The organism is Rhizobium sp. AG855 (genome assembly GCF_003610655.1).
GTDB lineage: Bacteria > Pseudomonadota > Alphaproteobacteria > Rhizobiales > Rhizobiaceae > Allorhizobium > Allorhizobium wuzhouense.
In genome coordinates, this window is sequence record NZ_RAQG01000003.1 from 2767783 (window position 1) to 2793696 (window position 25914).

25 protein-coding genes are annotated in these 25914 nt (G+C 62.8%); 7 read left to right on the forward strand and 18 right to left on the reverse strand.

Annotation, left to right across the window (positions count from 1 at the left end):
- Positions 1-30 precede the first annotated feature (30 nt).
- Positions 31-1839 carry a monovalent cation:proton antiporter-2 (CPA2) family protein gene (locus DFO46_RS13790; protein ID WP_110789759.1) on the forward strand — a complete coding sequence of 603 codons (1809 nt, stop codon included), beginning with the start codon at positions 31-33 and terminating at the stop codon, positions 1837-1839.
- A gap of 4 nt (positions 1840-1843) precedes the next feature.
- On the opposite strand, the gene DFO46_RS13795 is transcribed toward DFO46_RS13790, so the two are convergent.
- Genes DFO46_RS13795 through DFO46_RS13805 form a run of 3 tightly spaced genes read right to left on the reverse strand, consistent with a single transcriptional unit; the run spans position 1844 to position 5262 of the window.
- Positions 1844-2719 carry a patatin-like phospholipase family protein gene (locus tag DFO46_RS13795; protein ID WP_120277684.1) on the reverse strand — a complete coding sequence of 292 codons (876 nt, stop codon included), beginning with the start codon at positions 2717-2719 and terminating at the stop codon, positions 1844-1846.
- Between the two features lie 26 nt (positions 2720-2745).
- The gene (rsmD, locus tag DFO46_RS13800) at positions 2746-3306 is read right to left on the reverse strand and encodes a 16S rRNA (guanine(966)-N(2))-methyltransferase RsmD (protein WP_110789761.1); all 561 of its coding nucleotides are present in this window, start codon (positions 3304-3306) and stop codon (positions 2746-2748) included.
- Between the two features lie 6 nt (positions 3307-3312).
- Entirely contained in the window at positions 3313-5262 is a 1950-nt protein-coding gene (locus DFO46_RS13805) for a pseudouridine synthase (RefSeq protein ID WP_120277685.1), read from the reverse strand.
- A 69-nt stretch (positions 5263-5331) separates the two neighbouring features.
- Here DFO46_RS13805 and DFO46_RS13810 point away from each other — a divergent pair, with 69 nt between their 5' ends.
- Positions 5332-5787 carry a nucleoside deaminase gene (locus DFO46_RS13810; protein WP_110789763.1) on the forward strand — a complete coding sequence of 152 codons (456 nt, stop codon included), beginning with the start codon at positions 5332-5334 and terminating at the stop codon, positions 5785-5787.
- On the forward strand, positions 5784-6104 hold the full coding sequence (locus DFO46_RS13815) for a hypothetical protein (protein ID WP_120277686.1): 321 nt from the start codon (positions 5784-5786) through the stop codon (positions 6102-6104). The genes DFO46_RS13810 and DFO46_RS13815 overlap by 4 nt, the downstream gene beginning before the upstream one ends.
- Before the next feature lie 26 nt (positions 6105-6130).
- Here DFO46_RS13815 and DFO46_RS13820 read toward each other — a convergent pair whose 3' ends face one another.
- The 11 genes from DFO46_RS13820 to chrA all read right to left on the reverse strand — a co-directional run bounded on the left by DFO46_RS13820 (position 6131) and on the right by chrA (position 17531).
- Positions 6131-6922 carry a GGDEF domain-containing protein gene (locus DFO46_RS13820; RefSeq protein ID WP_120277687.1) on the reverse strand — a complete coding sequence of 264 codons (792 nt, stop codon included), beginning with the start codon at positions 6920-6922 and terminating at the stop codon, positions 6131-6133.
- A 51-nt stretch (positions 6923-6973) separates the two neighbouring features.
- Positions 6974-7456, reverse strand: a complete 483-nt coding sequence (locus DFO46_RS13825) for a GNAT family N-acetyltransferase (RefSeq protein WP_120277688.1) — start codon at positions 7454-7456, stop codon at positions 6974-6976.
- Positions 7457-7524: 68 nt separating this feature from the next.
- Positions 7525-8154, reverse strand: coding sequence for a hypothetical protein (locus DFO46_RS13830; RefSeq protein ID WP_110789767.1), 630 nt, complete (start codon positions 8152-8154; stop codon positions 7525-7527).
- A gap of 136 nt (positions 8155-8290) precedes the next feature.
- Positions 8291-11287: an isoleucine--tRNA ligase gene (gene ileS, locus DFO46_RS13835; RefSeq protein WP_120277689.1), complete on the reverse strand. Its 2997-nt coding sequence runs from the start codon at positions 11285-11287 to the stop codon at positions 8291-8293.
- Between the two features lie 247 nt (positions 11288-11534).
- The gene (locus DFO46_RS13840; protein WP_110789769.1) at positions 11535-11774 is read right to left on the reverse strand and encodes a BrnA antitoxin family protein; all 240 of its coding nucleotides are present in this window, start codon (positions 11772-11774) and stop codon (positions 11535-11537) included.
- Between the two features lie 96 nt (positions 11775-11870).
- Positions 11871-13097, reverse strand: a complete 1227-nt coding sequence (locus tag DFO46_RS13845) for a GGDEF domain-containing protein (RefSeq protein ID WP_120277690.1) — start codon at positions 13095-13097, stop codon at positions 11871-11873.
- Between the two features lie 150 nt (positions 13098-13247).
- A complete protein-coding gene (locus DFO46_RS13850) occupies positions 13248-13691 on the reverse strand; it encodes a DUF6691 family protein (protein WP_120277691.1) in 444 nt (147 codons plus the stop codon).
- Positions 13691-14119, reverse strand: a complete 429-nt coding sequence (locus tag DFO46_RS13855; RefSeq protein WP_205908134.1) for a YeeE/YedE family protein — start codon at positions 14117-14119, stop codon at positions 13691-13693. The genes DFO46_RS13850 and DFO46_RS13855 overlap by 1 nt, the downstream gene beginning before the upstream one ends.
- Positions 14120-14224: 105 nt before the next feature.
- A complete protein-coding gene (locus DFO46_RS13860; protein WP_110789772.1) occupies positions 14225-15205 on the reverse strand; it encodes a bifunctional riboflavin kinase/FAD synthetase in 981 nt (326 codons plus the stop codon).
- A 13-nt stretch (positions 15206-15218) separates the two neighbouring features.
- The gene (locus DFO46_RS13865) at positions 15219-16067 is read right to left on the reverse strand and encodes a TIGR01459 family HAD-type hydrolase (protein WP_120277692.1); all 849 of its coding nucleotides are present in this window, start codon (positions 16065-16067) and stop codon (positions 15219-15221) included.
- Between the two features lie 108 nt (positions 16068-16175).
- The gene (gene chrA / locus DFO46_RS13870; RefSeq protein ID WP_120277693.1) at positions 16176-17531 is read right to left on the reverse strand and encodes a chromate efflux transporter; all 1356 of its coding nucleotides are present in this window, start codon (positions 17529-17531) and stop codon (positions 16176-16178) included.
- 149 nt (positions 17532-17680) lie between these two features.
- Here chrA and groES point away from each other — a divergent pair, with 149 nt between their 5' ends.
- The 4 genes from groES to DFO46_RS13890 all read left to right on the forward strand — a co-directional run bounded on the left by groES (position 17681) and on the right by DFO46_RS13890 (position 21669).
- The gene (groES, locus tag DFO46_RS13875; RefSeq protein WP_110789775.1) at positions 17681-17977 is read left to right on the forward strand and encodes a co-chaperone GroES; all 297 of its coding nucleotides are present in this window, start codon (positions 17681-17683) and stop codon (positions 17975-17977) included.
- Positions 17978-18045: 68 nt separating this feature from the next.
- Positions 18046-19686 (forward strand): chaperonin GroEL, encoded by a 1641-nt coding sequence (gene groL / locus DFO46_RS13880; protein ID WP_120277694.1) that lies wholly within the window; start codon positions 18046-18048, stop codon positions 19684-19686.
- An 806-nt stretch (positions 19687-20492) separates the two neighbouring features.
- Complete coding sequence (locus tag DFO46_RS13885; protein WP_110789777.1) at positions 20493-20933, forward strand: hypothetical protein; 441 nt, start codon at positions 20493-20495, stop codon at positions 20931-20933.
- A gap of 298 nt (positions 20934-21231) precedes the next feature.
- Positions 21232-21669 carry a DoxX family protein gene (locus DFO46_RS13890; protein ID WP_110790352.1) on the forward strand — a complete coding sequence of 146 codons (438 nt, stop codon included), beginning with the start codon at positions 21232-21234 and terminating at the stop codon, positions 21667-21669.
- Positions 21670-21860: 191 nt separating this feature from the next.
- Here the strand turns inward: DFO46_RS13890 and hisG are convergent, their stop codons facing one another.
- The 4 genes from hisG to hisS form a co-directional block, all read right to left on the reverse strand.
- A complete protein-coding gene (hisG, locus tag DFO46_RS13900; protein WP_120277695.1) occupies positions 21861-22556 on the reverse strand; it encodes an ATP phosphoribosyltransferase in 696 nt (231 codons plus the stop codon).
- Positions 22553-23674, reverse strand: a complete 1122-nt coding sequence (locus DFO46_RS13905; RefSeq protein WP_120277696.1) for an ATP phosphoribosyltransferase regulatory subunit — start codon at positions 23672-23674, stop codon at positions 22553-22555. The genes hisG and DFO46_RS13905 overlap by 4 nt, the downstream gene beginning before the upstream one ends.
- A 177-nt stretch (positions 23675-23851) precedes the next feature.
- On the reverse strand, positions 23852-24217 hold the full coding sequence (locus tag DFO46_RS13915) for a VOC family protein (RefSeq protein ID WP_120277697.1): 366 nt from the start codon (positions 24215-24217) through the stop codon (positions 23852-23854).
- Positions 24218-25816, reverse strand: a complete 1599-nt coding sequence (gene hisS, locus DFO46_RS13920) for a histidine--tRNA ligase (protein WP_120277698.1) — start codon at positions 25814-25816, stop codon at positions 24218-24220. It abuts the gene before it with no gap.
- Positions 25817-25914: the final 98 nt, after the last annotated feature.

Below are 25914 nucleotides of genomic sequence, written 5' to 3' on the forward strand. Positions count from 1 at the left end.
CCCTGCATGGACGCCTGAGGAGATCGACACTTGGCCAGCGCCACCGAAGCCCTGTTTGCCCAACCCCTTCTCCTGCTGGGAGGCGCCGTCGTTGCCGCCCCGATCTTCCGCAAGCTGGGCCTTGGAACCGTTCTCGGTTATCTCGCCGCCGGCGTCGTCATCGGCCCGGTTCTGCATCTGATCGGCGGCTCGGGCGAGATCCTGGCGGTTGCGGAACTTGGCGTCGTTCTGCTTCTTTTCATTATCGGGCTTGAGCTGAAGCCGACACGGCTCTGGCACATGCGGCGCGACATTTTCGGCCTCGGCGCCACGCAGGTGGTCCTGACAGGCCTCGTGCTGACCGGGGTCGTGATTGCATCGGGCCTTCTCGACTGGCGCGGCGCGCTGGTCGCCGGGTTCGGCCTCGCCTTGTCGTCCACCGCCTTTGCTTTGCAGCTGCTGGAAGACTATGGCGACATGAACAGCCGTTACGGGCAGCGCTCCTTCTCGATCCTGCTGTTCCAGGACCTCGCCATCGTGCCGCTTCTGGCCATGGTCAGCGTTCTCGGCGGTCCAGGCGGCGAGGCGCAGCAATCGCCGCTGATCGAGATCGCCGTCGCAATCGGTGCCGTGATCGCCATGATCATGGCGGGGCGCTACCTGCTGACGCCGCTGTTCCAGGTGATCGCCCGGACGGGTGCGCGCGAGGTCATGATCGCAGCCGCCCTTTTCGTGGTGCTCGGCTCTGCCTTCGTCATGCAGCTCGCCGGCCTGTCGATGGCCATGGGCGCCTTCCTCGCTGGCGTGATGCTGGCTGAATCCTCCTATCGACACGAGCTGGAAGCCGATATCGAGCCGTTCCGCGGTTTGCTGCTCGCCTTGTTTTTCATCGCCGTCGGGCTGTCGATGGAACTGCAGGTCATCGTCGACAACATGCTGCTCATTCTCGTCGCGGTTCCCGTGCTGATGATCGCCAAGGCGATCACGCTCTACGGGATCTGCCGGGTTGCCGGATCGCCGCATCGCGATGCGCTGAGGATCGGCCTTCTGCTACCTCAGGGCGGCGAGTTCGGCTTCGTGCTTTTCACCACGGCTGCCGCCGGAGGCGTGCTCAGCAATGCTCAAGGCTCGCTGCTGATTTCCATCGTCACGCTGTCCATGGCGCTGACCCCGCTTTCGGCGCTGATCGGGCAGCGGCTTCTGGCGCGCGAAACGAGCGAGCGCGAGGAGCTGGAAGAGGATTTCGAGGGCGCGGGTTCGGACGTTCTGATGATCGGGTTTTCGCGTTTCGGCCAGATCGCGGCGCAGATCCTGCTCGCCAGCGGTCGCGATGTCACGATCATCGACGACAGCGCTGACCGCGTGCGCCAGGCCGCAGCCTTCGGCTTCCGCATATATTTCGGTGACGGCACGCGGCTTGATGTCTTGAGGGCGGCCGGGATCGAGAAGGCGAAGATCGTGGCGATCTGCACGCACAAGAAGGAAACCACTTCGAAGATCGTCGAGCTGATCCAGTCGGAATGCCCTGAAATGCGGATCTATGCCCGCTCCTATGACCGCGTGCACAGCATCGAATTGCGTAGCCGCGACGTTGAATACGAAGTGCGCGAAACGCTGGAATCGGGTCTGTTGTTCGGTCGCCGGACCCTGGAAGGGCTCGGCGTCTCCGAGGATGAAGCCTATGAGATCGGCGAGGACATCCGCCGTCGCGACGAGGAGCGGCTGAAACTGCAGGCGCAAGAAGGCATCCAGGCCGGGCGCGAACTCATGCATCAGCGGCCGGTCAAGCCGGAACCGCTGGTCAAGCCGAAGCGGCCCGTGCAGAGCGTCGAGGCCGAAGACACCGTAGCCGCGGAGTAACGCGTCAGCGGCGGATGAAATCCTCGATCCGCTCCGACAGATCCCGCTTCAGCGGTTCCTTCAGCCTGTCTGCGGCTTCAAGGATCTGGCGCGCCTTGAAGAAGTCGAGCACGCGAAAACCGTTCACGTCGGGCCGCAAATAGATGTCCGGCTGGCAGAGCTTCATCTTCAGCGCGACATGCGACTGCATCATCAATTGCGAGGCGCCGAAGAGGCTGTCGATCCGGTTGGGAATGTGCGCGCCGTCACCTTCCGGCGCGCCGATGACATCGATGGCGACCATCAGATCGGTCTCACCGGCGAGATGGTCGTAAGGAACGGGATTGAAGATGCCGCCGTCGATCATCAGGCGGCCATTGATGACGACAGGGGCAAACAGGGCGGGTATCGCGGCGGATGCCGCCAGCGCTTCATAAAGATCCCCCTCGGAGCAGACCAGTTCACACTGTCCGTAATAATCCGTGGCAACCACCTTGAGCGGCAGGCCGAGCGCATCGAAGGTTTCGGGGATCTGCGGCGGCAGAAAGGTGCGCAGGATGCGTCGCAGATTGAACTGGCCGATGCGAAAGCCGCCGAGCGCGCGGATGCTCGCGGGCCGCAGCCCCCAGAACATGTTCAGCACGCGGGCCCTGTTGTCGGCGAGGTCGAGCACGTATTCGCGGATATCACGGCCGCTCATGCCGGCCGCATAACCCGCCCCGATGATCGCGCCCATGGAGGAGCCCGCGATCAAGGCGGGGCGGATGCCCAGTTCATCGAAGACGTCGAGCACCGCGATATGGGAGAAACCCCGTGCACCCCCGGCGCCGAGCGCCAGACCGATGGTCGGGACCGCCTTGCGGCCAGTGGAGGGAATAGGCGTTTCGGCGATCTGGTCCATGCGACGGGCCTGCTGTGCAGAGAGTGTCAGTCCGGCCTATAGGAAAAGAAGTACATTTTCGTGTCACCGAAGGTGCGCTGTTCGATGAAGTTGAAAACCGGATCGACCGCGACCTGGACATCGGCCCGTTCCTCCAGGATCGCAAGCGCGCCTGGGGCCAGCCAGCCACCCTGATGGGCCGCGAGAAGCGCCTTTTCGCCGAGGCCCTTGCCATACGGCGGATCGGCAAAGACGATTTCGAAGGGCTCGATATTGTTCGAGGGACCGAGATCGGTCGCGTCGCGTCTCAGGATGCGGGCACGGCCATGCAGGCCGAGGGCCTCGATGTTTTCCCACAGAAGCCCGCGACCCTCGACGCTGTTTTCGACGAACAGCGCCGATTTGCAGCCGCGCGACAAAGCCTCGATCCCGACGGCACCGGTGCCGGCGAAAAGATCGAGGATGCGCGTGCCATCGAGCAAGCCCGGATGGGCATGGGCAAGGATGTTGAAAAGGCTTTCGCGCGTCCGGTCGACAGTCGGCCGGATGTCATTGGATTTGGGCGTGGCCAGGTTACGGCCGCGAAACTCTCCGCCAACGATGCGCATGAGGCCTTACCTCTTGCCCTTCGGCGCGCCGCGACCGCCACCGCCGGGCTTGCCGCCGAAGCCGCCGGGACCACCGGAGCGCGGGCCGCCTGACGGGCGACCGCCCGGCTTGCCACCGAAGCTCTTGCCAGCCGGCTTGCCGCCGGGCTTACCAAAGGACTTGCCAGCCGGCTTGTCACCAAAAGGCTTTCCGGCGGGTTTGTCGCCATAGGCCCGGCCGGCCGGCTTGTCGCCGAAGGCCTTGGGGCCGCGAGGCTTGTCACCGAAGGGCTTTGCACCACGCGGCTTGTCGCCGAACGGACGTTCGCCGCGCGGGCGCTCTTCGCCGGAGCGATCGGAGCGGGGGCGATCGCCGAAATCACGGCGGGGAGCCCGGTCTTCGCCTTCGCGACGCGGCGGACGGTCTGCATTGTCACGACGCGGGCCACGGTCGCCAGCTTCGCGGCGCGGACCACGGTCTGCACCTTCACGACGCGGTGCGCGGTCGTCACCGTCGCGACGGGGGGGACGGTCGCCGAAACCACCGCGCTTTTCGCCACGGCCACCATCGCGACCGCCGGGCTTCTTGTCCGGGCCGTCGGCGCGGATCCATTCGCCCTCGTCGTCATGCGCGCGGCTGACGATGACGCGCGGTCCTTCGCGATCGTCGAAGCGATCGACCGGGCGCTCCGGCCGGTTGTCGGGCTTGCGGCGGGCGGCAGCAGCGGCCGCCTTTTCGCCGAGCGGACGGGCACCCGGCGCCATCCAGACATTGGCGGTGCGGTTCTTGGTGGCCGCCGGCGCGCGCTTCGGCTTGTCGTCGAACTTGTTGTCGGCGAATTTCTTGTCGCCAAACTTCTTGTCGCCGAATTTCTTGTCCCCGAACTTCTTGCCGCTGTCGCTGCGGCTGGTGTCGAGACGTTCCAGCGCACGATCGCGGCGATCGTTCTTGTCGAGCTTGTCCGGGCGCTTGCCGCCCGTGGAGCGCTCGTCGCGGGCCCATTCGGCCTTTGCGGGGCGAGCCGGCTTCTTCGGCGTTGCGTCTTCGTCGTCCTCGACCTCGGCGCCACCATGGCTGTAGACCGGCGCGTCGAAATTGGCCTTGGCTTCTTCGATCAGACGGGGACCAAGCTGGTCGCGCAGCATGCGGCCGCGAACTTCCTGGACCTGGCCTTCCGGCAGGTCGCCGAGCTGGAACGGGCCATAGGAGACACGGATCAGGCGGTTGACCTCGAGGCCGAGCGCGCCAAGCACGTTCTTGATCTCGCGGTTCTTGCCTTCGCGAAGCCCCATGGTGATCCAGACATTGTGGCCCTGCTTGCGGTCGAGCGTCGCATCGATCGCACCGTAGAGCACGCCGTCGACGGCGATGCCTTCCTTCAGCGCATCGAGCGCCGGCTGGTCGACCTCGCCATAGGCGCGCACGCGGTAGCGACGCAGCCAGCCGGTGGTCGGCAGTTCCAGAACGCGGGCGAGACCACCGTCATTGGTGAGCAGCAGCAGGCCTTCGGTGTTGATGTCGAGACGGCCGATGGACATGACGCGCGGCAGGTCTTCCGGCAGGTTCTCGAAGACCGTCGGACGGCCTTCCGGATCGGAATTGGTCGTCACCAGGCCGGCCGGCTTGTGGTAGAGCCACAGACGCGTGCGCTCGATGCCACGGATCGGCTGGCCGTCAACCTCGATCTTGTCGGCGAGCGTGGCGTTCAGGACCGGGCTGTCGAGCACGGTGCCGTTCACGGCCACGCGGCCTTCCATGATCATGCGCTCGATGTCACGGCGCGAAGCGACGCCGGCGCGCGCCAGCAGCTTGGAAATGCGCTCTGGCTTCATCGTGTCGTCACCGGCCGGCGCCTCAGGGCGGGCGGCACGGGCGGGCTTGGTTTCGGATTTCGCGGCCGGCTTGCGGGTGAGCGGTTTGCCGCCGCGCTCACCGGGCTTGCCCGCCGGACGCTTGGACTTGTCTTTGAATGTCATTTGTTGTTTGCCTGTGGTTTGGGCTGTCGTATCAGGTCATGCGGCCCGGGTTAAGCAGAAAGTTCAGGCATGGCGCAGACAAACGGCTTCATGGATGCCGCCTTTGCGGAGGCACTTGCCGCCGGCGAACGCGGCGAAGTGCCGATCGGCGCGGTCGTTGTGCGCGACGGCGAGATTATCGGGCGGGCCGGCAACGAGACGCGGGCGTTGAACGACGTGACGGCGCACGCGGAAATTCTGGCCATCCGACGCGCGGCACAGGCTGTCGGCGACGAGCGGCTGATCGAGGCCGATCTCTATGTGACGCTCGAGCCCTGCACGATGTGCGCGGCGGCCATTTCCTTTGCCCGCATCCGCCGGCTTTATTATGCAGCGCAGGACACAAAAGGCGGCGCAGTGGAAAGCGGCGTGCGCTTTTATGCCCAGCCGACCTGCCACCATGCGCCCGAGGTTTATTCCGGCATCCGGGAGACAGAGGCGGCCGAGATGCTCAAGGGCTTTTTCCAGACGAAGAGAGAGACATGATCCTGATTGCTCCGCTCCTGTCGCTGATCGCCATGGGGCTGATTGCGGCCTGGGGCCATCGCAACATCGCGCCTGAGCGCGCCTATCTGCCCTTGCAATGGTTGGCAGACGGTACGGTCAACCGACAGGCGCCCCGGCTGGTGGCGGTTTCGGGCATACCTGTTGTCATGGCGTTCGTCATGGGTCTCGTCGCCTATCTCTCGCGCGACAATCCGGGCGATCGGGATATGGCCCTGATCTGGATTTCGATCATCGGCCCAGGCATCGAGGCCTTCTATCTGGCACTGCTCGCAAGAGCTGTCGAGACGGACGAGTGAGCTTTCAGCCGGTTGGGCGGCCTGGCTCAGCCGCTTCCTGCCACCGACGTGAACGCGACGCGATTGCGCCCGGCATTTTTGGCTCGGTAGAGCCCGGCATCGGCGCTGCGATAGAGATCGGCGACGACGCACGGGGTTTCCGCGACGGCGAAACCGATGCTGACGCTCAGGGGCACACGCCGTCCATCGTGGACAATGTTGACGCCTGAAACGGCATTGCGAATACGCTCGGCAATGGCAAGGGCGGCATTCTGACTTGCGTCCCGCATGAGAACCGCGAACTCCTCGCCACCGATGCGTCCGCAGACATCGTCCGGACCAATGCTTTCGCGCAGCGCCTGCGCAAGCCCGCGCAAGGCTTCGTCGCCTGCATCATGACCGAAGGTGTCATTGATCTGCTTGAAGTGGTCGGCGTCGAGGACAAGAAGAGCAAGCCGTGTGCCCGGGGTCCCGCAGGCTTCTTCAAGCGCCGCGAAGACGGCCTCGCGATTGAGCCCGCCGGTCAGGCTGTCGGTGCGGGCGCGAATGCTCAGGACCTGGTGCAAATCGTGCAGTTCGCGATGGGCGCGATCAAGCGCCCGGTGGGCGGCGGTGAGTTCGTCGCGCGCCCGCACCACACATTCCTTCTGATGGAACTGCCAGGCGCTGGCGGGGGCCGCGATGAGCAGCGGGCACAGCAGGCTCATCCAGAAGCCCGGACCATCCGGCGTGCCCCCGAGCATCGGCACCAGCAACAGCACGATCGACACCGACGCCAGAACGGAGAGCGCCGTGGCTATCGCCGATTTCCGGATGGTTGCACTGCTGATCCTGGCCATGCCAGCAGCCCTAGTTTGCGCGGGTTAACGTAACGTTAGTCTCGAACGAGACTATTCGGCGCGGGCAAAGTCTGCAAGAGCCTCACCGCTCATGCGATAGCGGATCCATTCGGTCTGGGGTTCGGCGCCGATTGAGTCGTAGACACGAATGGCAGGCTCGTTCCAATCGAGCACGCTCCATTCGAAACGACCGCAGCCCTTCTCGACGGCGACTTGAGCGAGATGCTTCAGGAGCAGTTTGCCAGCGCCGGAGCCACGATGGTCGGGCGAGACATAGAGGTCTTCGAGGTAGAGACCGTTCTTCGCCTGCCAGGTGGAATAGTTGTAGAACCAGACGGCAAAGCCGGCCGGCTTGGCATCGGACTCAAGGATCACCGCGTGGGTCACGGAGCCTTCGCCGAAGATCGAGGCGCGGATCGTCTCCTCCGTCGCCTCCACCTCGTGACCTGCCTTTTCAAAAACGGCAAGCTCGGTGATGAAACCGAGGATGGTGGCGGCATCATCTGATGTTGCGGGGCGAATGGTGAAGGGCATCAAGAAACCTCAAAGAAAAAGGCAGGGCGTTTGCGCCCTGCCCCGATCGATTGCATTGAAAGCGCCGCTTATTGGAAGGGCGTCCACCACGAGCTGTTTTGCTGGGCGGCCTTGGCCATCTTCTTGCGGCGCTTTTCCTTCTTGACTTCCGGTTCGCCGAGATCGGTGAGCGTCGCTTCCTCAGCCTGACGATATTGCGACGGCGGGTCGGACAACAGGCGGCGCTGGTCGAGATAAGCGCCCTTCTGCAGCTTGCGGGCATCGCGGAAGGCTTGCCACTTCTGTGTCTCGGTCATGGTGCCCGAGGTGCCGTAACCGGCGAGCAACGGCGAGCGGTACCGCGGATTGTCGGCATTGGCGTCGGCTTCGGCGACCAGGCGTTCACGCGCCTCTTCCGGGGATTCGACCCAGTTCGGATTGTTTTCGCGGCTGGCGACCGACTGCTGCGGCGCGACCAGCGAGGCCGTCGCACCCGGCGGGGGCAGGACCAGAGACGGCCGCGGATTGTATTTTGTGCCCTTGTTGGCCGGTTCACGCGGGGCGACGGACACGGCGGAGCCGACGTCGTCCACCAACTGTTCCATCGCCGTCTTGTCCGTGCCGTAGGTCGGGCTGCCGACGCAACCGGAAAGACCTGCCGTCACGCCAAAAAGACCAGCCAGACCGAGGCCAACTCTGAACAGATATGCCGATTTCATGAATGCCTACCAGCCTCGCCGCAGTTCATCTGTGCTGCCGAATAATTCTTTCCCACCGCTGCCGGGAGAATTCGGCCAATTTCAGGCAGTTTTACCGGATGACCCACGAAAGCGCAAATCATCCGGTTCATTTTCCTTATCCGAGTGCCGCAAGCTCACGCAACGCCTGGGCGTCGCGGGCCGAAACATCGGGATAGTCGGGGTCGGAGCCGACGTCCCTGGTGATCTTCCAGGAGCGGGCGCACTTCGTTCCCTCGGCAAGCTTCGGCTCGACGGCGACCTTGGTGCCGTCGTCAAGACGGAAGGCTTCGGCCGGGCCTTCACCTGCGACCACCTGGATATCCGAGGTGATGCAGATCTCGGCGAAGTCGAGACCGTCGAGCGCCTTCAGAAGCTCGGCATCGCCGACATGCACGACCGGGGCCGCTTCCAGCGAGGAGCCGATGCGCTTTTCCTTGCGCTCGATTTCCAAGGCGCCGGTGACGGCACGACGGACCGCGCGAACGCCCTTCCACTTCTCGGCGACCGCCTCGTTCGACCAGTCGGCCGGGACCGCCGGGAACTGTTCGAGGTGGACGGACTCGGCGTTCGGATCGCGCGAGAGCCAGGCCTCTTCCGTGGTGAACGGCATCATCGGGGCAAACCACAGGACGAGGCAGTCGAAGAGCTTGCGGATGACGAAGAGGGCCGAGCGGCGCTTCAGGCTCGACGGGGCGTCGCAATAGAGCGTGTCCTTGCGGATGTCGAAATAGAAGGCCGAGAGTTCGACATTGGCGAAATCGCTGAGTGCACGGACGATGCGCTTGAAGTCGAACTCGTCGTAACCCTTGCGCACGATCTGGTCGAGTTCGGACAAGCGATGCAGCATCAACTTTTCGAGTTCCGGCAGATCGGCATAGGCGATCTCGTCGCCATGGTCATGGGCGAGCGTGCCGAGCATCCAACGAACCGTGTTGCGGATCTTGCGATAACTGTCGATATTCGTCTGGATGATCGTCTTGCCGAGGCGCTGGTCTTCCCAGTAGTCGGTGTTCATGACCCAGAGGCGCAGGATATCGGCGCCGGATTCCTTCATGACATCCTGCGGCGTCACCGTGTTGCCGAGCGATTTCGACATCTTGCGGCCGTCTTCCGCCATCGTAAACCCGTGGGTGACGACAGCATTGTAAGGCGCGCGGCCACGCGTGGCGCAGCTTTCGAGCAGCGACGAATGGAACCAGCCGCGATGCTGGTCGGAGCCTTCGAGATAGACATCGGCTGGCCATTTCAGGTCGGGGCGGTCTTCGAGCGTGAAGGTGTGGGTGGAGCCCGAGTCAAACCAGACATCGAGGATGTCGGTGACCATCTGCCACTTGTCGCCGTCGTGCTCGCCGGCCAGGAAGCGTTCCTTGGCGCCTTCGGCAAACCAGGCATCGGCGCCTTCGACTTCGAAGGCTTCCAGGATGCGGGCGTTGACCGCCTCATCCTGCAGCACATTGCCTTCAGCATCGGCGAAGACGCAGATCGGAACGCCCCAGGCGCGCTGACGGGAGAGAACCCAGTCCGGGCGCTGCTCGATCATGGCGCGCAGGCGGTTCTGGCCGCCGGCGGGAACGAAGCGGGTCTGGTCGATCGCGGACAAGGCGCGGGTGCGCAGCGTCGTGCCGTCGGCGAGGTCCTTGTCCATATAGACGAACCACTGCGGCGTGTTGCGGAAGATGACCGGCTTCTTGGAGCGCCAGGAATGCGGGTATTCGTGCTTGATGCGGCCACGGGCGAAGAGGTTGTTGGCCGCGATCAGCGCATCCATGACGCGCTTGTTGGCGTCGCCCTTCTTGCCGTTGTCGTCGAGCACGCGGGCGGCGCCACCTTCGGCCGAGGGGCCGAAACCGGGGGCGTCTTCCGTGTAGAAGCCGGCGTCATCGACCGGGAACGGGATTTTCACATCGATGCCACGGGCTTCGAGCTGGCGGACATTCGCCATCCAGGCTTCAAAGTCTTCGCGACCATGCGACGGGGCGGTGTGGACGAAACCGGTACCGGCGTCATCGGTGACGTGGTCGCCATCGAGCATGGGAACGGCGAATGTGTAGCCGAGGTCCTTAAGCGGATGGGCGCAGGTGATCGCGCTGAGTTCGGCAGCGGTCACGTCGCGGACGAGCTTGAGGGTCACCTTGGCCTTGTTTGCTGCATCTTCGGCGAGGCGCTTGGCAAAGATCAGCTTCTCGCCCGGCTGCGGGCCGAAATCGTTCGTGGCTTCGGTGATCTCGTAGAGGCCGTATTCGATCTTGGACGAGTAGGAGATCGCACGGTTGCCCGGGATGGTCCAGGGCGTGGTGGTCCAGATGACGACGGAAGCGGTTAGCACGTCCTCGAAGTCAGCCATCACATCGGCTGGTTCAGAGGCTTCACCTTGGGACTTCAAGATCGCTGCAATTTTGACCACGTGGTCGGCGTAAGCCTTCGTGTCAAACGCGACCACCGGGAACTTCACCCAGATCGTGTCGCTCTCGACCTCGGCATATTCCACCTCAGCCTCAGCCAGCGCCGTGCGCTCGACGACCGACCACATGATCGGCTTGGAGCCGCGATAGAGCTGGCCGGACATGGCGATCTTCAGGAGTTCGCCGGCGATGCGGGCTTCCGAATGGAAGGCCATGGTGGTGTAAGGATTGTCGAAGTCGCCCTCGATGCCGAGGCGGCGGAATTCTTCAGCCTGGATGTTGATCCAGCCTTGCGCGAACTCACGGCATTCCCGACGGAATTCGTTGACCGGGACCTCGTTCTTGTCCTTGCCCTTCTCGCGGTACTTTTCTTCGATCTTCCACTCGATCGGCAGGCCGTGGCAGTCCCAGCCGGACACGTAGTTGGAATCGAAGCCGCGCATCTGGAAGGAGCGGGTGATGACGTCCTTCAGCACCTTGTTCAGCGCATGGCCGATATGGATGTTGCCGTTGGCATAGGGCGGGCCGTCATGCAGGACGAATTTTTCGCGTCCGGCGGCGGAGGCGCGCAGGCGCTTGTAGAGACCCATCTGTTTCCACTTCGCCGCCATTTCCGGCTCCTTCTGGGGAAGGCCGGCGCGCATCGGGAATTCGGTCTCGGGCAGATAGAGGGTCTTGGAGTAGTCGATCTTCTCAGGGGTATCGGTCATGGATCAGCCATCGAATGGGGCGACCTCAAGCGGTCGCAAAATTATGTCAAGGAGTGGCGGCAAGCGGGCGCGGGGCTTGAAACCCAACGCCAAAAACCCGGACCTTCCCGCGGCTCTTCAAGCCGCCGGGAGGGCCGGGCCAATAATTCGAATGATCCGGGCCGCCGAAAGATACGTCATGGCCGCGTTCTTTAGGGGTTTTTCGCGCCAAAAGGAAGGGGCAAGATGGGCTGTCGCATACCCCCTTTTACTCGCCGCCTTCAGCCTCGACCACCTTGCGCAGGGCATCGTTGATGCGGTCCTGCCAGCCGGGGCCGTCCTTCTGGAAGTGTTCGAGGACTGCGCTGTCGAGCTTGATCGACACCATCTCGCGAACCTCGGGCGGCGCGCGGCGTTCGACGGCGGGGGCCACGGGCTTCGGCGCCGGCTTGAACAGCGCCTCGGCGGCATCCTTCGGGTTCACGGGTCTGCGTGGCGTCGTGGCCATGGGGTGCCTTTCGGTCTCTTTCAGTGATTTGCTGGGCGCACTAGGCGCCATCGAGACGTAGGCGTCAAGCGGAAGCGCTTGACTGCAACGCAAGCATCAGGCCGACAGAAGGACTGGCCTGTGGCTCTCGGCTGAGCCGGTTTTCGGACCTGGGACCGTCTCGGGATTGGCGTCCGAGAGCGCGGCGTGCTGGAACACGACGCGGTTACGCCCCTGGTTCTTGGCCTCGTAGAGGCCGATATCGGCCTCAGCCATCCAGGCATCGAGGCTGCGTGCCGTTCCATCCGTGACGACCATGCCGCAGGAGAAGGACAGGCGAAAACGGTTGTCGCCCGAGCGGATATCCTCGGAGGTGATCGCCAGGCGCGCCGCCTCGATGGTCGCGAGTGCCGTGGCGCTGTCCCGGTTCGGCAGGCAAATCCCGAACTCTTCCCCGCCCAGCCGGCCGAAGATCGCATCCGGAGGCAGAAGCGCGCTCGTCCTCTCGGCGAACTGCTGCAGGGCGTCATCCCCGCCCTTGTGGCCATAGGTATCGTTGACGCGCTTGAAATGATCGAGATCGAGCACGGCGATGGCTGTGCCCTGCCGTTCCGCGAGCTTGGCAGCCTGATGCAGGAACATGCGGCGGTTCGCCAGACCGGTCAGGTTGTCCCGCTCGGCCAGCTGGCGCTGGATCTCGCCGCCGCGTTCGAGCTTCAGCACCATGGCCATCAGGAAGGAGAGGAGGTTGAAGATCAGCAGCAGCATGCTGGTATAGGTCATCCAGTCGGAGACCGGGATGCGCCCTTCGAAATGGACGGGATAGAGGACGGGAAGCGGCGTGATCAACAGCGTGGAAAGCGCATAAGCCCCATAGACCACGGCCGCCAACCGCGCCGAGGGCAGTCGTTCGCCCGGCTTCGCCCGCCAGAGATCGAGGGTGCCGAGCGCCAGATTGACGGCAGAGCCAAGGTAGACGAGCGAAATGCGCACCGGGGTCGGATCTTCGAGAAGGCCGGCAAGAACCATGCCCATGCATGTGAGCACTGCAACGTGAAAGCCGTGCCGCAGCCGATAGGGCTGGCCGTAGAATTCCTTGAAGCCGAGCCGCGTGAGACTGGTGCGCGCCACGTAGATGAGCCCGCCGATATATCCCATGATGTTGTAGGGAACATATTCGGTGAGGCTGGTGCCGATGGCGCCGATGACCATGAACCAGGAGGCGAGCGCCCAGAAGACGATTTCCTTCTGGTGCGGGTTTCGCACCCAGGCGATCGTTGCGACGACCAGCACGGCGAAATTGATCACCGCGTTGTAGGAAATGACCGTCAGCAGGTCCAGCATCGGTTCAGCCAAGCCTCAGGGAACGTTGCTGCCTTTAAATCACGATATTCCGGTAAATAAGATTAATTCGCGGAAAAGTCCGGGCAATTAAGGGCCGGAAGGTTAAACCGGGGTAAACCGGCAGGACCTCCTGACCCGCCGCAATTCCGATCACATGCTTCGGGTGGGATCCGCGAAGACATCAACCCGGGCCAGCCTGCGGGCAATCAGGATGCCGACGAGCAGAGCCCCGACGAAGATGGCCGCTGAGGCATGTCCCAGACCAAGGGCCGGGATCGATGCGCCGGGGCAAAAGCCGGCAATGCCCCAGCCGATTCCGAAGACCGCCGAGCCGCCGATGAGTTTGGTATCGATGGCGCTCGCTTTCGGCAGGCGGAAGGACTGGTCGAAAACCGGCTTCTGCCGCATCCGGAAAAGCAGCGCATAGCCGGGTGCGGCAACCGACAGTGCGCCCGCCATGACAAAGGCGAGGCTGGGATCGAAGCTGCCGGCGAGATCGAAGAAGTTGAGCACCTTGGCGGGGTTCGCCATGCCCGAAAGCACGATGCCGGTTCCGAACAGGGCGCCGATCAGGAAAACGACGAGGAAGCGCATCAGATCGCAGCTCCGAAGACGTGGCGGATGACGAAGACGGTCAACACGGCGAAGGCCATGAAGGTCGCCGTGGCTGCGATCGAACGACGCGAGAGGCGCGCCATGCCGCAGATCCCATGGCCGGATGTGCAGCCGGAGCCGAAGGTGACGCCGATGCCGGCAATGAGGCCGCCGACGATCAGCGCCGAGGTCGATACGGGCACGGAATATTCCACCTGATAGCCGCTCAAAGAGAGGGCCAAGGGCGCAAGGATCGCGCCGGCGAGAAAGGCTGCCTTCCACGACCCGTCGGCGCCGAGCGGCGGCAGGATGCCGCCGATGATCGCGGTCATTCCGGCAATCCGGCCCCAGGTGAGCATCAGCAGAAGTGCGGAAAGGCCGATCAGCAGGCCACCGGCAAAAGACATCAGGGGGGTGAATTCGGTCAAGGCGCCCTCCGGGTTTCCCGCGCGAAGGACCGGGAACCAGTTTACATAGCGATACCAATATGTGAGCCGGGGGTGCGCGGCAATGCAAATCTGCGGTTTCAGCCGTCAGAAGGCGATGGCGGCATCCAGTTCGCCAATCGGCTTGACGCCCGCCAGAAGCGCCCTCGCCTCTTCCACATCCTTGCGGATCTGGGCGACCAGCGGATCAAGGCCATCGAATTTCCATTCGTCGCGCAGGAAGCCGAAGAGCGAGACGGAACAGATCTCGCCGTAGAGATCGCCGGAGAAATCGAAGATGAAGGTTTCGAGCCAGGGGTCGCCATTGTTGGTGACGGTCGGGCGGTAACCGAAGCTTGCGACGCCATCGCGAATGATGCCGTCTGGTCGGCGGAAGCGAACGGCATAGATGCCGGGCCTGAGCGTTGCCTCCGGCGGCAGATGCATGTTGGCGGTGGGAAAGCCCAGCGTGCGTCCGAGCTGCTGGCCCTTCATCACCTCGGCCTCGACCGTATAGCGATAACCGAGCAGGCCGGCGGCCTCGGCAACCTCACCCTCGGCGATCAGGCCGCGAATGCGGCTCGACGAGATGACGGCAGCGCCCTCGTCGCGGAAAGCGTCGATCAGGCTGACGCCAAAGCCATGGCGGTTGCCAGCCTCCATCAGGAAAGCCGGGCCACCTTCCCGGCCCTTGCCGAAATGAAAATCGAATCCGGTCACCACTTCCTTGGCGCCCAGCCAGTCGCGCAGGATCGTGACGACGAAGTCTTCCGCCGAACGCTGCGAGAATTCCCGGTCGAAGGGGTATTCGATGACGGAATGAAAGCCCATGGCCTCCAGAATGCGGGCACGCAAGGACGGCGGGGTCAGGCGGAAAACCGGTTTGTCCGGATTGAAGACGGTGCGGGGATGCGGCTCGAAGGTCAGGACAAGCGCGGGTACCCCGAGGGTCTCGGCTCGCTCCAGCGCGCGGTTCAGCACCGCCTGATGGCCGCGATGCACGCCGTCGAAATTGCCGATGGCCACGACACCGCCACGCAGGGCGGCGGGCAGCACTTCCTTCTTTTCGTTGCGGTGAAAGACGGTCATCCGAGCATGCGCCTCATGCCAACCTGTGCATCCAGTATTGCGGCGCGACCTTTTCCCGTTCGAGGAAGTTGGTGAGACGAGCCTCATCGGTCACGCCGTTCGTCGCGTAATCGGCCGCGTGAATGCCGCCGGAGATGTAGAGAAGGTCGAGGCCGGCATCGACAGCGCCCCTGACGTCGGTCGGCATGCCGTCGCCGATGGCCAGCACGCGAGCCTTGTCGAACTCACCCCGCGCTTCGCGGGCGGCGGACAGCGTCGCCTCATAGATCGGCTTGTGCGGCTTGCCGGCGATGCGGGTCTCGCCGCCGAGCGCCGTGTAGAAGGCCGCAACCGCGCCGGCGCAAGGAATGATGCGGTGGCCGCGCTCGACCACGAGATCCGGATTGGCGCAGATCAGCGGCACCTTACGGGCGACGAAACCGGTCAGCAAGTCGCGGTAGTCTTCCGGCTGCTCGACCTCATCGTCGAAGAAGCCGGTGCAGACGACGCAATCGGCCTCTTCCTTCGAGACGACCTCGACATCGAGGCCATCAAAAAGCGGCAGATCCCGTTCCGGGCCGAGCAGGAAGACCTTCTTCGGTCCGGCGGCGATCAGCGTGCGGGTAACGTCGCCCGAGGTGACGATGCGATCATAGGCCGTGTCGGGCACGCCGATGGCGCGCAGCTGCGGAATGACGCCGATGGCGGGCCTGGGCGAATTGGTGATCAGCACCACCGTCAGGCCCTTTTCGCGGGCCGCCGTCAGGGCTTCGCCTGCCAGCGGAAAGGCGTCGATACCGTTGTGCAGCACGCCCCAGACATCGCAGAGAATGACGTCGTAAGCGTCGGTCACGTCGCCGAGGGTGGAAATGCTGCGGGTCATCGTCTGTCCTGACTGCTTATTGTGTGTCCGGTGACATGGCAAAGGACGGGCGGCAAGGCAAGGGGCAAGCGTGCGGTGACTTAAAAATGCCCCTCCCCCTTCGCGCGGTCAAAGCAGATAGCGAACGCCAAGGCCGAGCAAACCGGCCGCGATCAGAGTCCGTCCAATTCCGAGATGAAAACGGAAGATCATGACGCCGGCGACGACGGCGATCACCAGCGCCTGGATGTCGAGCGAGGACCAGACGGGGTGCGGCACGGAAAGCGTCACAGGCCCCAGGCGTGCCCAGGCAAACGGCTCGACGTCGGTGAAAATGACATGCAGGGCAAACCAGACGGCGAGGTTGAGAATGACCCCGACCACGGCGGCGGTGATCGCCGAGAGCGCCGCGCTCAAGAGGCGATTTCCGCGCAGGCGCTCGATATAGGGGGCACCGGCGAAAATCCAGATGAAGCTCGGAATGAACGTCGCCCAGGCGGCGAGCAATCCGCCGAGCAATCCGCCAACCAACGGATGGAGCGCGCCGCTCTCACGGAAACCGGCGAGGAAACCGACATAGGAAAGAACGAGGACCAGCGGCCCCGGCGTCGTTTCGGCAAGGGCCAAACCATCCAGCATCTCGCCCGGTTTCAGCCAGGCATAATGATCGACGGCCACCTGGGCGACATAGGCAAGCACGGCATAGGCGCCGCCGAAAGTGACGAGCGCCATCCTGGAGAAGAAGCTCTGAACCTCGGGCAATGCGGTTTCCGGAAGTGTCAGCCACAACAGGGGAAGCGGGGCCAGCCACACGACGACCCAGAACAGAAGGGCGGCGAGCTGCCGTAGAAATGGCGGGCGGGCGCGGAATTCTTCGGACATTTCCACAGGTGGGGATGTCACGCCTCGGGCGTGTATGAGGCCAATCATTGCGGCCGCAAGCACGACGAGCGGGAACGGCAGGGCGAAGAGGAAGAGCGAGATGAAGGCTCCAGCCGCGAGAAGGCGGTGAAACGGTGTTTTCAACGCCCGCTTGCCGATGCGGATGACCGCTTCGACGACGATGGCCAGCACCGCCGCCTTCAGGCCGAAGAACAGTCCGGCGACCAGGCTCGTCTCCTGGTAGAGCGCATACAACGTCGATAGACCGAGAATGACGGCGAGACCCGGCAGAACGAAGAGCAGGCCCGCCACGATGCCACCGCGCACCCCATGCAGGAGCCAGCCGATATAGGTCGCGAGCTGCTGGGCTTCGGGTCCCGGCAGCAGCATGCAATAATTCAGAGCATGCAGGTAGCGGTCCTCGTCGATCCAGCGTTTTTCCTCGACACAGATCCTGTGCATGAGCGCGATCTGTGCGGCCGGACCGCCAAACGACATGAGGCCGATGCGGGCAAAGGCGGAGACCAGTTCGGAATAGGCCGGAGCGACGGGGGGATCGCCGGATGGATCGGCGGTGCGGATGTCGGTCTGTTTCGCCGGCATGCACCCTTCCTTTTTTCACGCGCGCGCTTGACTCGTCGCGAGCCTGTTCTTATCTCAACGTCGCTGGCACTCCCCAAGGGAGAGTGCTAACAAATTCCAATGTGGCTCCAACCGGGGTCACTGATGTCATTTGATCGAGGGATTAGACAATGGCAAGCACCAATTTCCGTCCGCTGCACGACCGCGTTGTAGTCAAGCGCGTCGAGTCCGAAGCCAAGACCAAGGGCGGCATCATCATTCCTGACACGGCCAAGGAAAAGCCGGCTGAAGGCGAAATCGTCGCCGTCGGCCCGGGCGCCCGCGACGAAAGCGGCAAGCAGATCGCTCTCGACGTCAAGGTCGGCGACCGCGTCCTGTTCGGCAAGTGGTCCGGCACCGAGGTCAAGCTCGACGGCGAAGACCTGCTGATCATGAAGGAAGCCGACATCATGGGCATCATCGGCTGATATCGGCCTGATACCCCTCTTCCTCTTTAACAATTCACCAATGGGCTAGACGCCCGGGAGTTTTGAACATGGCTGCAAAAGAAATCAAGTTTGGCCGCACCGCGCGCGAAAAGATGCTGCATGGCGTCGACATCCTCGCAGACGCCGTGAAGGTAACGCTCGGCCCCAAGGGTCGTAACGTCATCATCGACAAGTCCTTCGGCGCTCCGCGCATCACCAAGGACGGTGTATCGGTTGCCAAGGAAATCGAACTGGAAGACAAGTTCGAGAACATGGGCGCCCAGATGGTCCGCGAAGTTGCTTCGAAGACCAACGACATCGCCGGCGACGGCACCACGACCGCAACCGTTCTTGCCCAGGCCATCGTTCGCGAAGGCAACAAGGCCGTTGCTGCCGGCATGAACCCGATGGACCTGAAGCGCGGTATCGATCTGGCCGTTCTCGAAGTCGTCAAGGACCTCCAGGCCAAGGCCAAGAAGATCTCGACCTCGGAAGAAGTTGCCCAGGTCGGCACGATCTCGGCCAACGGCGACACGCAGGTCGGCAAGGACATTGCCGAAGCCATGCAGAAGGTCGGCAACGAAGGCGTCATCACCGTCGAAGAAGCCAAGACCGCTGAAACCGAACTCGAAGTCGTCGAAGGCATGCAGTTCGACCGCGGCTACCTCAGCCCCTACTTCGTGACCAACCCGGAAAAGATGGTCGCCGATCTCGACGACGCTTACATCCTCCTGCACGAAAAGAAGCTCTCGAACCTCCAGGCCATGCTGCCGGTTCTCGAAGCCGTCGTTCAGACCGGCAAGCCGCTCGTCATCATCGCTGAAGACGTCGAAGGCGAAGCTCTTGCAACGCTCGTCGTCAACAAGCTGCGTGGCGGCCTGAAGATCGCTGCCGTCAAGGCTCCGGGCTTCGGCGATCGCCGCAAGGCCATGCTGGAAGACATCGCCATCCTCTCGGGCGGCACTGTCATCTCGGAAGACCTCGGCATCAAGCTCGAGTCGGTTACGCTCGAAATGCTCGGCCGCGCCAAGAAGATCTCGATCACGAAGGAAAACACCACGATCGTTGACGGTGCCGGCCAGAAGTCGGACATCGAAGGTCGCGTTGCCCAGATCAAGGCGCAGATCGAAGAAACCACCTCTGACTACGACCGCGAAAAGCTGCAGGAACGTCTTGCCAAGCTCGCTGGCGGCGTTGCCGTGATCCGCGTTGGCGGCTCGACGGAAATCGAAGTCAAGGAACGCAAGGACCGCATCGACGACGCGCTGAACGCAACGCGCGCTGCCGTTCAGGAAGGCATCGTCCCCGGCGGCGGTACCGCTCTGCTGCGTTCTTCCACGAAGATCACCGTCAAGGGTGCAAACGACGACCAGGAAGCCGGCATCAACATCGTTCGCCGCGCCCTGCAGTCGCTGGTTCGCCAGATCGCCACCAATGCTGGTGACGAAGCTTCGATCATCGTCGGCAAGATCCTCGACAAGAACGAAGAGAACTACGGCTACAACGCCCAGACCGGCGAATTCGGCGACATGATCGCCATGGGTATCGTCGACCCGGTCAAGGTTGTTCGCACCGCCCTGCAGAACGCAGCTTCGGTTGCTTCGCTGCTGATCACCACCGAAGCCATGATCGCCGAACTTCCGAAGAAGGAAGCTGCTGGCGGCATGCCGGGCGGCATGGGTGGCATGGGCGGCATGGACATGATGTAAGACCCATCGGGTCTTACAATCAGGTCCATCAAAGCCGCCCATCACTTAAGGTGGTTCAGCGCGTCAAGCGCGCTGAACTGGCGGCATGGACATGATGCAAGACATCAGGGTTTTCATCTGGACCATCCGGTTCATTTAGAAAGGGCGGCCTTCGGGTCGCCCTTTTTCTTGTCCTGCAGGTGCACTGGCGTGACAAACCTGGGATTAAATCCCAAAATGTACATGCAACTATTCGTCGCACTTGTTGACATGGTCATTTTGTATGTGAATACTTATTAACCAAACGAAATTCTTATCTAAGCGGTTTAAAACCCAGCATTATAGGCGAATCTGAAATTTAGAATTATCTAATTTACTAGAGCGCGCCTCCACATCCTTTGCTGTTTGTTTCCGGGATCTGGCGAATGTGAGCCGTTTTCATCTAAATACTTTCATGGTATCTAGCCGGTTAAATTCGTATGGCGAACTGTTCATTTCTGGGATTGGCACATGGACAACATGTCTTGTCGCTGCCTGCATGGGATGAAAGGTTTGTCGGCGTTGCGAATGGGCAAGGTGTGGGCCGCCCCGCATTGGGACGGCTGAGGACGTGAAACGGGTGTTCACGCCCGACCTTGAGGAGTTCTCGGACACTCCGAGACGCAGGTGGGGGCTCCTGCGAAAGTAAGGCGTGCGGCTTGTGAAGTGGCACGTCCCGACCTTGATAGGGCACCGGTTTCGACCGGATGAGGGCTTTGGACGTATTGTCTGGCAGGGCAACGCGTTCATCGTGTTGGGGGCCAATAGGCTCGGAGTTGGGGACTACCTTGTTCAAAATTGCAAATGCAGATCTCGCAACCAGCTTTGCGGTGGGCGACGCAGAGGACGAACGCCTGCTGGGGCAGGACGCTTGCCGGTTTGGCATATCCGAAGACTGGACCGGCGACTTGACGAGCGGACTTCTGACGCTCGGCGACCGCGCACGGCAACTCCATGGGCTGGACAGCCATGAATGCGGCCTGCTGACCGTGATGCGGTGCTACGATCCCGCCGATCGCGGGCATATTCTCCGGCTGTTCGAACAGGCCGCCACCGAACCCTCCCGCTTCTGTTATTCGACGACAATCCTGTCGGCCAGCAACCAGCGCCAGCCGGTTTTCTGTATCGGCGAATCCACCGGCTTCGAGGCCAGTCGCGGCAAGATGGTGGGGCTGTTCATATTCCCCCATTTCCAACTGCCGACAGCCGCCACCGTAACGCCCGCCTGATCGGCAGCCCGACGGCGGAAGCTCCATCCGCCTCGACAACCACCAGCGCAGATTTTCTGACGGCACCTGCGGCCAAGTCGGCGGGTGCGCTGGCGATTGCCCGGCGCTCCGGAGCACGTCGGTTTCCAGGCTGTCGGCATGACGGAGCCATCGGCATCGGGCGCCTTATCGTTTCGTTTTTGTGAACGAACAGTCAAATGTCGTCAACCTATGCGCCCGATGAAAAAGAGGGCATCTAGGCTTCACATTCTGGAGCCCACAGGGGTGAGGTTTCAGTTGCAACCCAATGGAGCCCTCGATGTCGTCCGCCAACAATGCTCTTCTCGTTCTCGTCCGCGTTCTCCTTTCCTTCATGTTCATCATGTCGGGTTACGGCAAGCTCGCCGATCCGGCTGGCACCGCCGGCATGATCTCCGGCGCTGGAATTCCTGCCGCCGACCTGATGGCCTATGCCGCCGGCCTCTATGAACTCGTCGCCGGCCTCTTCATCCTCGTCGGCTTCCAGACGAAGATCACTGCCTGGACCGTCGCGCTCTTCTGCGTCTTCACCGGTCTCGTCTTCCACACCGGCACCGTTGCCATCGAAGGCTGGCCGGAAGGCGCACTCGGCTGGATCAACACGCTGAACCAGATCATGGTGATGAAGAACTTCACGCTGGCTGGTGGCTACATCGCCCTCGCCATCGTCGGTGCCGGCGCCTACTCGATCGACGCCCGCCGCGGTTCGGCTGCCTGATCCCTGCCCTTAACGGCAAAACGAAACCCGCTGGAGCGATCCGGCGGGTTTTTTCGTGTGTGATTGCCCCTCAACCGCCTGCCGGCACCTTCTCCCCGCTGGCGGGGAGAAGGACGAACCCGCCAAGGCCTGCAGTCCCCTCTCCCCGCTTGCGGGGAGAGGGTCAGGGTGAGGGGCATTCCAGATTGTGATTAAAGCACGCCGCGCACGGCCTCGACGATGCGGCCGATCATCGGATTACCCTCATGCTCCGGCTTCCGTGCCCGCACGAGGCAGGCTTCCGAGCGCAGGATCACGCCATCCGACAACACCTTCAGGTGATTGGCCCTCAGCGTCGAGCCGGTCGAGGTGATGTCGACGATGATATCGGCCTGGCCGGCGGCGGGCGCCCCTTCGGTGGCGCCCAGGCTCTCCACGATGCGATAGAGCTGGATGCCGTGGCTGCCGGAGAAATGCTGTTGCGTCAGGCGCCAGTATTTGGTGGCAATCGCCAGGCGCCGTCCGTGGCGGGTGCGGAATTCGGCGGCGACGTCGCCGAGGTCGGCCATCGTGTCGACGTCGTACCAGATCTCGGGCACGGCCACGACGACATCGGCATGGCCGAAGCCGAGGCGGGCGGCGATCTCGACACGGCTGTCTGCTTCCGCCAGCCCTTCGCGGATCAGGTCTTCGCCGGTCACGCCGAAATCGACCGTGCCGTTGCCGATCTCGCGCGAGATTTCGGAGGCCGAGAGATAGGCGATCTCGACATCGTCGAAGCCTTCGACGCGGCCGCGATAGGAGCGATCATTGCCGACGGCGACGATCTTCATGCCCGCCTTCTCGAAGATGGCGGAAGCATCGTCCTTCATGCGGCCCTTGGAGGGCAGACCGATGGTGATGGTCATGAGCCTGACCTCTCAGTTTCTATGCGGTCGAGCCAGAGCGAAAAACCGACGGCGGGAATATGGCTTTCTGCGCCGAGCAGGGTCAGCAGCCGGTCGAAACGGCCGCCACCGGCGAGCACGGCGGGCTTACCCTCAACGACCACCTCAAAGACGAGGCCGGTATAATAGTCGAGCGGACGACCGAAGGCGGCGCGGTAGGTGATGCGGGTGAGATCGGTGCCGATATTGGCGAGCGCTGCGACACGTTCGTCGAAACGGGCGAGCGCTTGCCCGAGCTTCAGGCCGGCGGCATCGGCGAAGCCGGCAAGCGCTGCGGAGGCATCGGCGAGCGGCAGTTCCAGCGAGAGGAATTCGCGCAGCAGCAGCAGGGCGGCACCATCAAGGCGGGTCTCGGAGAGCTCAAGCTTTTCCTTCAGGCGCCGGGCGATCTCGGCCGGCGTGCGGCTGGCATTGGTGAGATAGCCGGTTTCCTGCATGGTCGCATCGATATGGGCGATCAGGGCCTGCTGGTCACCCTTTGCCAGCAGCTCCGAAACCTCCGGCGCAAGACCCGGGACCGGCGTCGGCGTGGCGAGCGTGCGCAGGAGCTGGTCGATCTGGACCGGATTGCCGAAGGCCTGGATGAGGCGCTTCTGCCAGCCGGCGGGCAGGCCGAGCGCCTTGACGACCGCTTCGAAGACCGACTGGTCGCCGAGGGTCACGGCAAGCGGCTTCGTCGGCAAAAGGCGGGTAAGGATCGCCATGCTGTCGGCAACCGCGCGGGCGTCCGATGCGGCAATCGCGATGTCGCCCAAATCCTCGATGCCGGCCTGATAAAACTCCTGCGGGCCTTCGCGGCGCTGTCGGAAGACTTCGCCGAGATAGGCATAACGCTTCGGCGTGCCGGTCGCAGTTTCGATATGGCGCAGGCAGACGGGAATGGTGAATTCTGGACGCAGGCAGAGGCTTTCGCCGCGCTCGTTCTCGGTGAGGAAAATACGCCGACGCAGGTCTTCACCCGCCATGTCGAGGAAGGGAGCGGCCGGCTGGATCACGGGTGTGTCGACGCGGGTCGTGCCGCGAGAGGTGAATTCCTGCAGGATGGTGCCGGCGAAATCGGGCATGTCGGTCAGGGGCATGTTACACCACAATCAAAGGAATACCCCCCTCTGTCACTTCGTGACATCTCCCCCTCAAGGGGGGAGATCAGAGGGAGTTCGCGGCGCCTGCCGTCCACCGATCTCCCCCCTTGAGGGGGAGATGCCAGGTAGGGCAGAGGGGGGCAAAGGCTCGGCATTACATCAACCATGCTTCATTCAACCAACTGTCTGCATCAGTTCGATCCGATTACCAAAGGGGTCATAGACATATCGTCTTTCAAACCCCTCCAACGACTCGTCAGATACGACCTCATAACCTGCAGCTTCAATCCTTGCGGTCAGCTCCGCGAGATCGTCAACGAGCAAAGCCGGATGAGCCTTGCGAGCCGCGCGAAAATCCTCTTCCACCCCTAGATGGATCCGCAGTGCCCCCAGCTCAAACCAGCAGCCACCACGGCGCGCCAGATTGTCCGGCTTTTGCACTTCGACCAGTCCCAGCACTTCACCATAGAAGCCACGCGCCCGGTCTTCACCACCCAATGGCATCGCCAACTGAACATGGTGAAGCGCCAAAAGGGCCATTTACTCACCCTTCGCCCGACGACGATCTTCCGCCTGGGCGGCCAGGATCTCCTTGACCTTCGCCACCAGCTCGGTCTCCGGCACCACTTCCTGCGCCACACGCGCTTCACGCCATTCGGCGTTGTCGGTGATCTCGCCCGACAGGCGCTTGCCTTCGATCAGGTCCTTGATCTGCACGACGCCTTGTGCGCGCTCGTCGCCGCCCTGGATGATGGCGATGGGGGCGCCACGGCGGTCGGCATATTTCAGCTGGTTGCCGAATTTCTTCCAGTTACCCTGGTACATTTCGGCGCGAATACCAGCGTTGCGCAGATCCTGCGTGAACTTCTGATAGCGGCCCATGCTCTCGACATCGCCATCCATGACGGTGACGAGGACGGGGCCCAGCACTTCATCCTGGCCGAGCTTGCCGAGGTTCTTCAGCGCCGTCATCAGGCGCGAGACGCCGATGGAGAAGCCGGTGGCCGGGACCGGCTGGCCCATGAAACGCGAGACGAGGCCATCATAACGCCCGCCGCCACCGACCGAGCCGAAGACAACCTTTTCGCCCTTTTCATTGGTGACGTCGAAGGTGAGTTCGGCTTCGTAGACGGGGCCGGTGTAGTATTCGAGGCCGCGGACGACGGAGGGGTCGATCTTGATGCGGTCGGGGCCGTAGCCTGCCGCGTTAAACAGGTTTGCAATTGCCAGCAGGTTTTCACCCGCATCGACTAAAATCTGGGATTGGCAGCGCTCACCGTAGCGCAGCACCCTGAGGCCGTATTCGGTGTTTGCATTGGAGTAAGAAAGTACAGCATTGCCAGCTATCATTGAGCTGATTTCTCGCTCTGTGATCGTTCGGACCGGCACCAAGTCAACGAAGTCCAAAAGCTCATCAATTTGCTGTTGAGCGAGACCCGCCCCCTTGGTGAAGTCGCCGGACTCATCCTTACGGCCTTCCCCGAGCAGCAGACGCACGCCCTCAATGCCAAACTTGTCGAGCTTGTCGATGGCGCGCAGCACACCCAGGCGCCGTCCCGCATTCTCCTCGCCGCCGAGGCCGATGGCCTCCATGACGCCATCCAAAACCTTGCGGTTGTTGACCCGGATCACATAATCCCCGCGCTTGATGCCGAGCGCTTCCAGCGTGTCGGCCATCATCATGCACATTTCGGCGTCGGACTGGACGCCCGGCGCGCCGACGGTGTCGGCATCGAACTGCATGAACTGGCGGAAGCGGCCCGGGCCAGGCTTCTCATTGCGGAAGACGTAGCCAGCGCGATAGGTGCGGAACGGCAGCTGGATTTCCTGGAAGTTCTCCGCGACATGACGGGCCATGGGGGCCGTCAGGTCGTAGCGCAGCGACATCCACTGTTCGTCGTCATCCTGCAGCGAGAAGACGCCTTCGTTCGGGCGATCGCTGTCGGGCAGGAACTTGCCGAGTGCATCGGTGTATTCGAAGAGCGGGGTCTCGATCGGGTCGAAGCCGTAGCGCTCATAGACCTCGCGGATCGTCTCCATCATCTGGTTGGCGGCACGGATATCGGCAGCCTCGCGATCGACGAAGCCGCGCGGCAGGCGGGCCTTCAGCTTACTTGGCTTCTTGTTCTTATCGCTCATGATGACAACCGGAATTTTCGTTTCAAAAAGGTGCCGGTGTCTTAGAGGATCAAGGATTTGGCGGCAAGGGCGAAGGCGGGTGGGGGCGAGGCCGGATG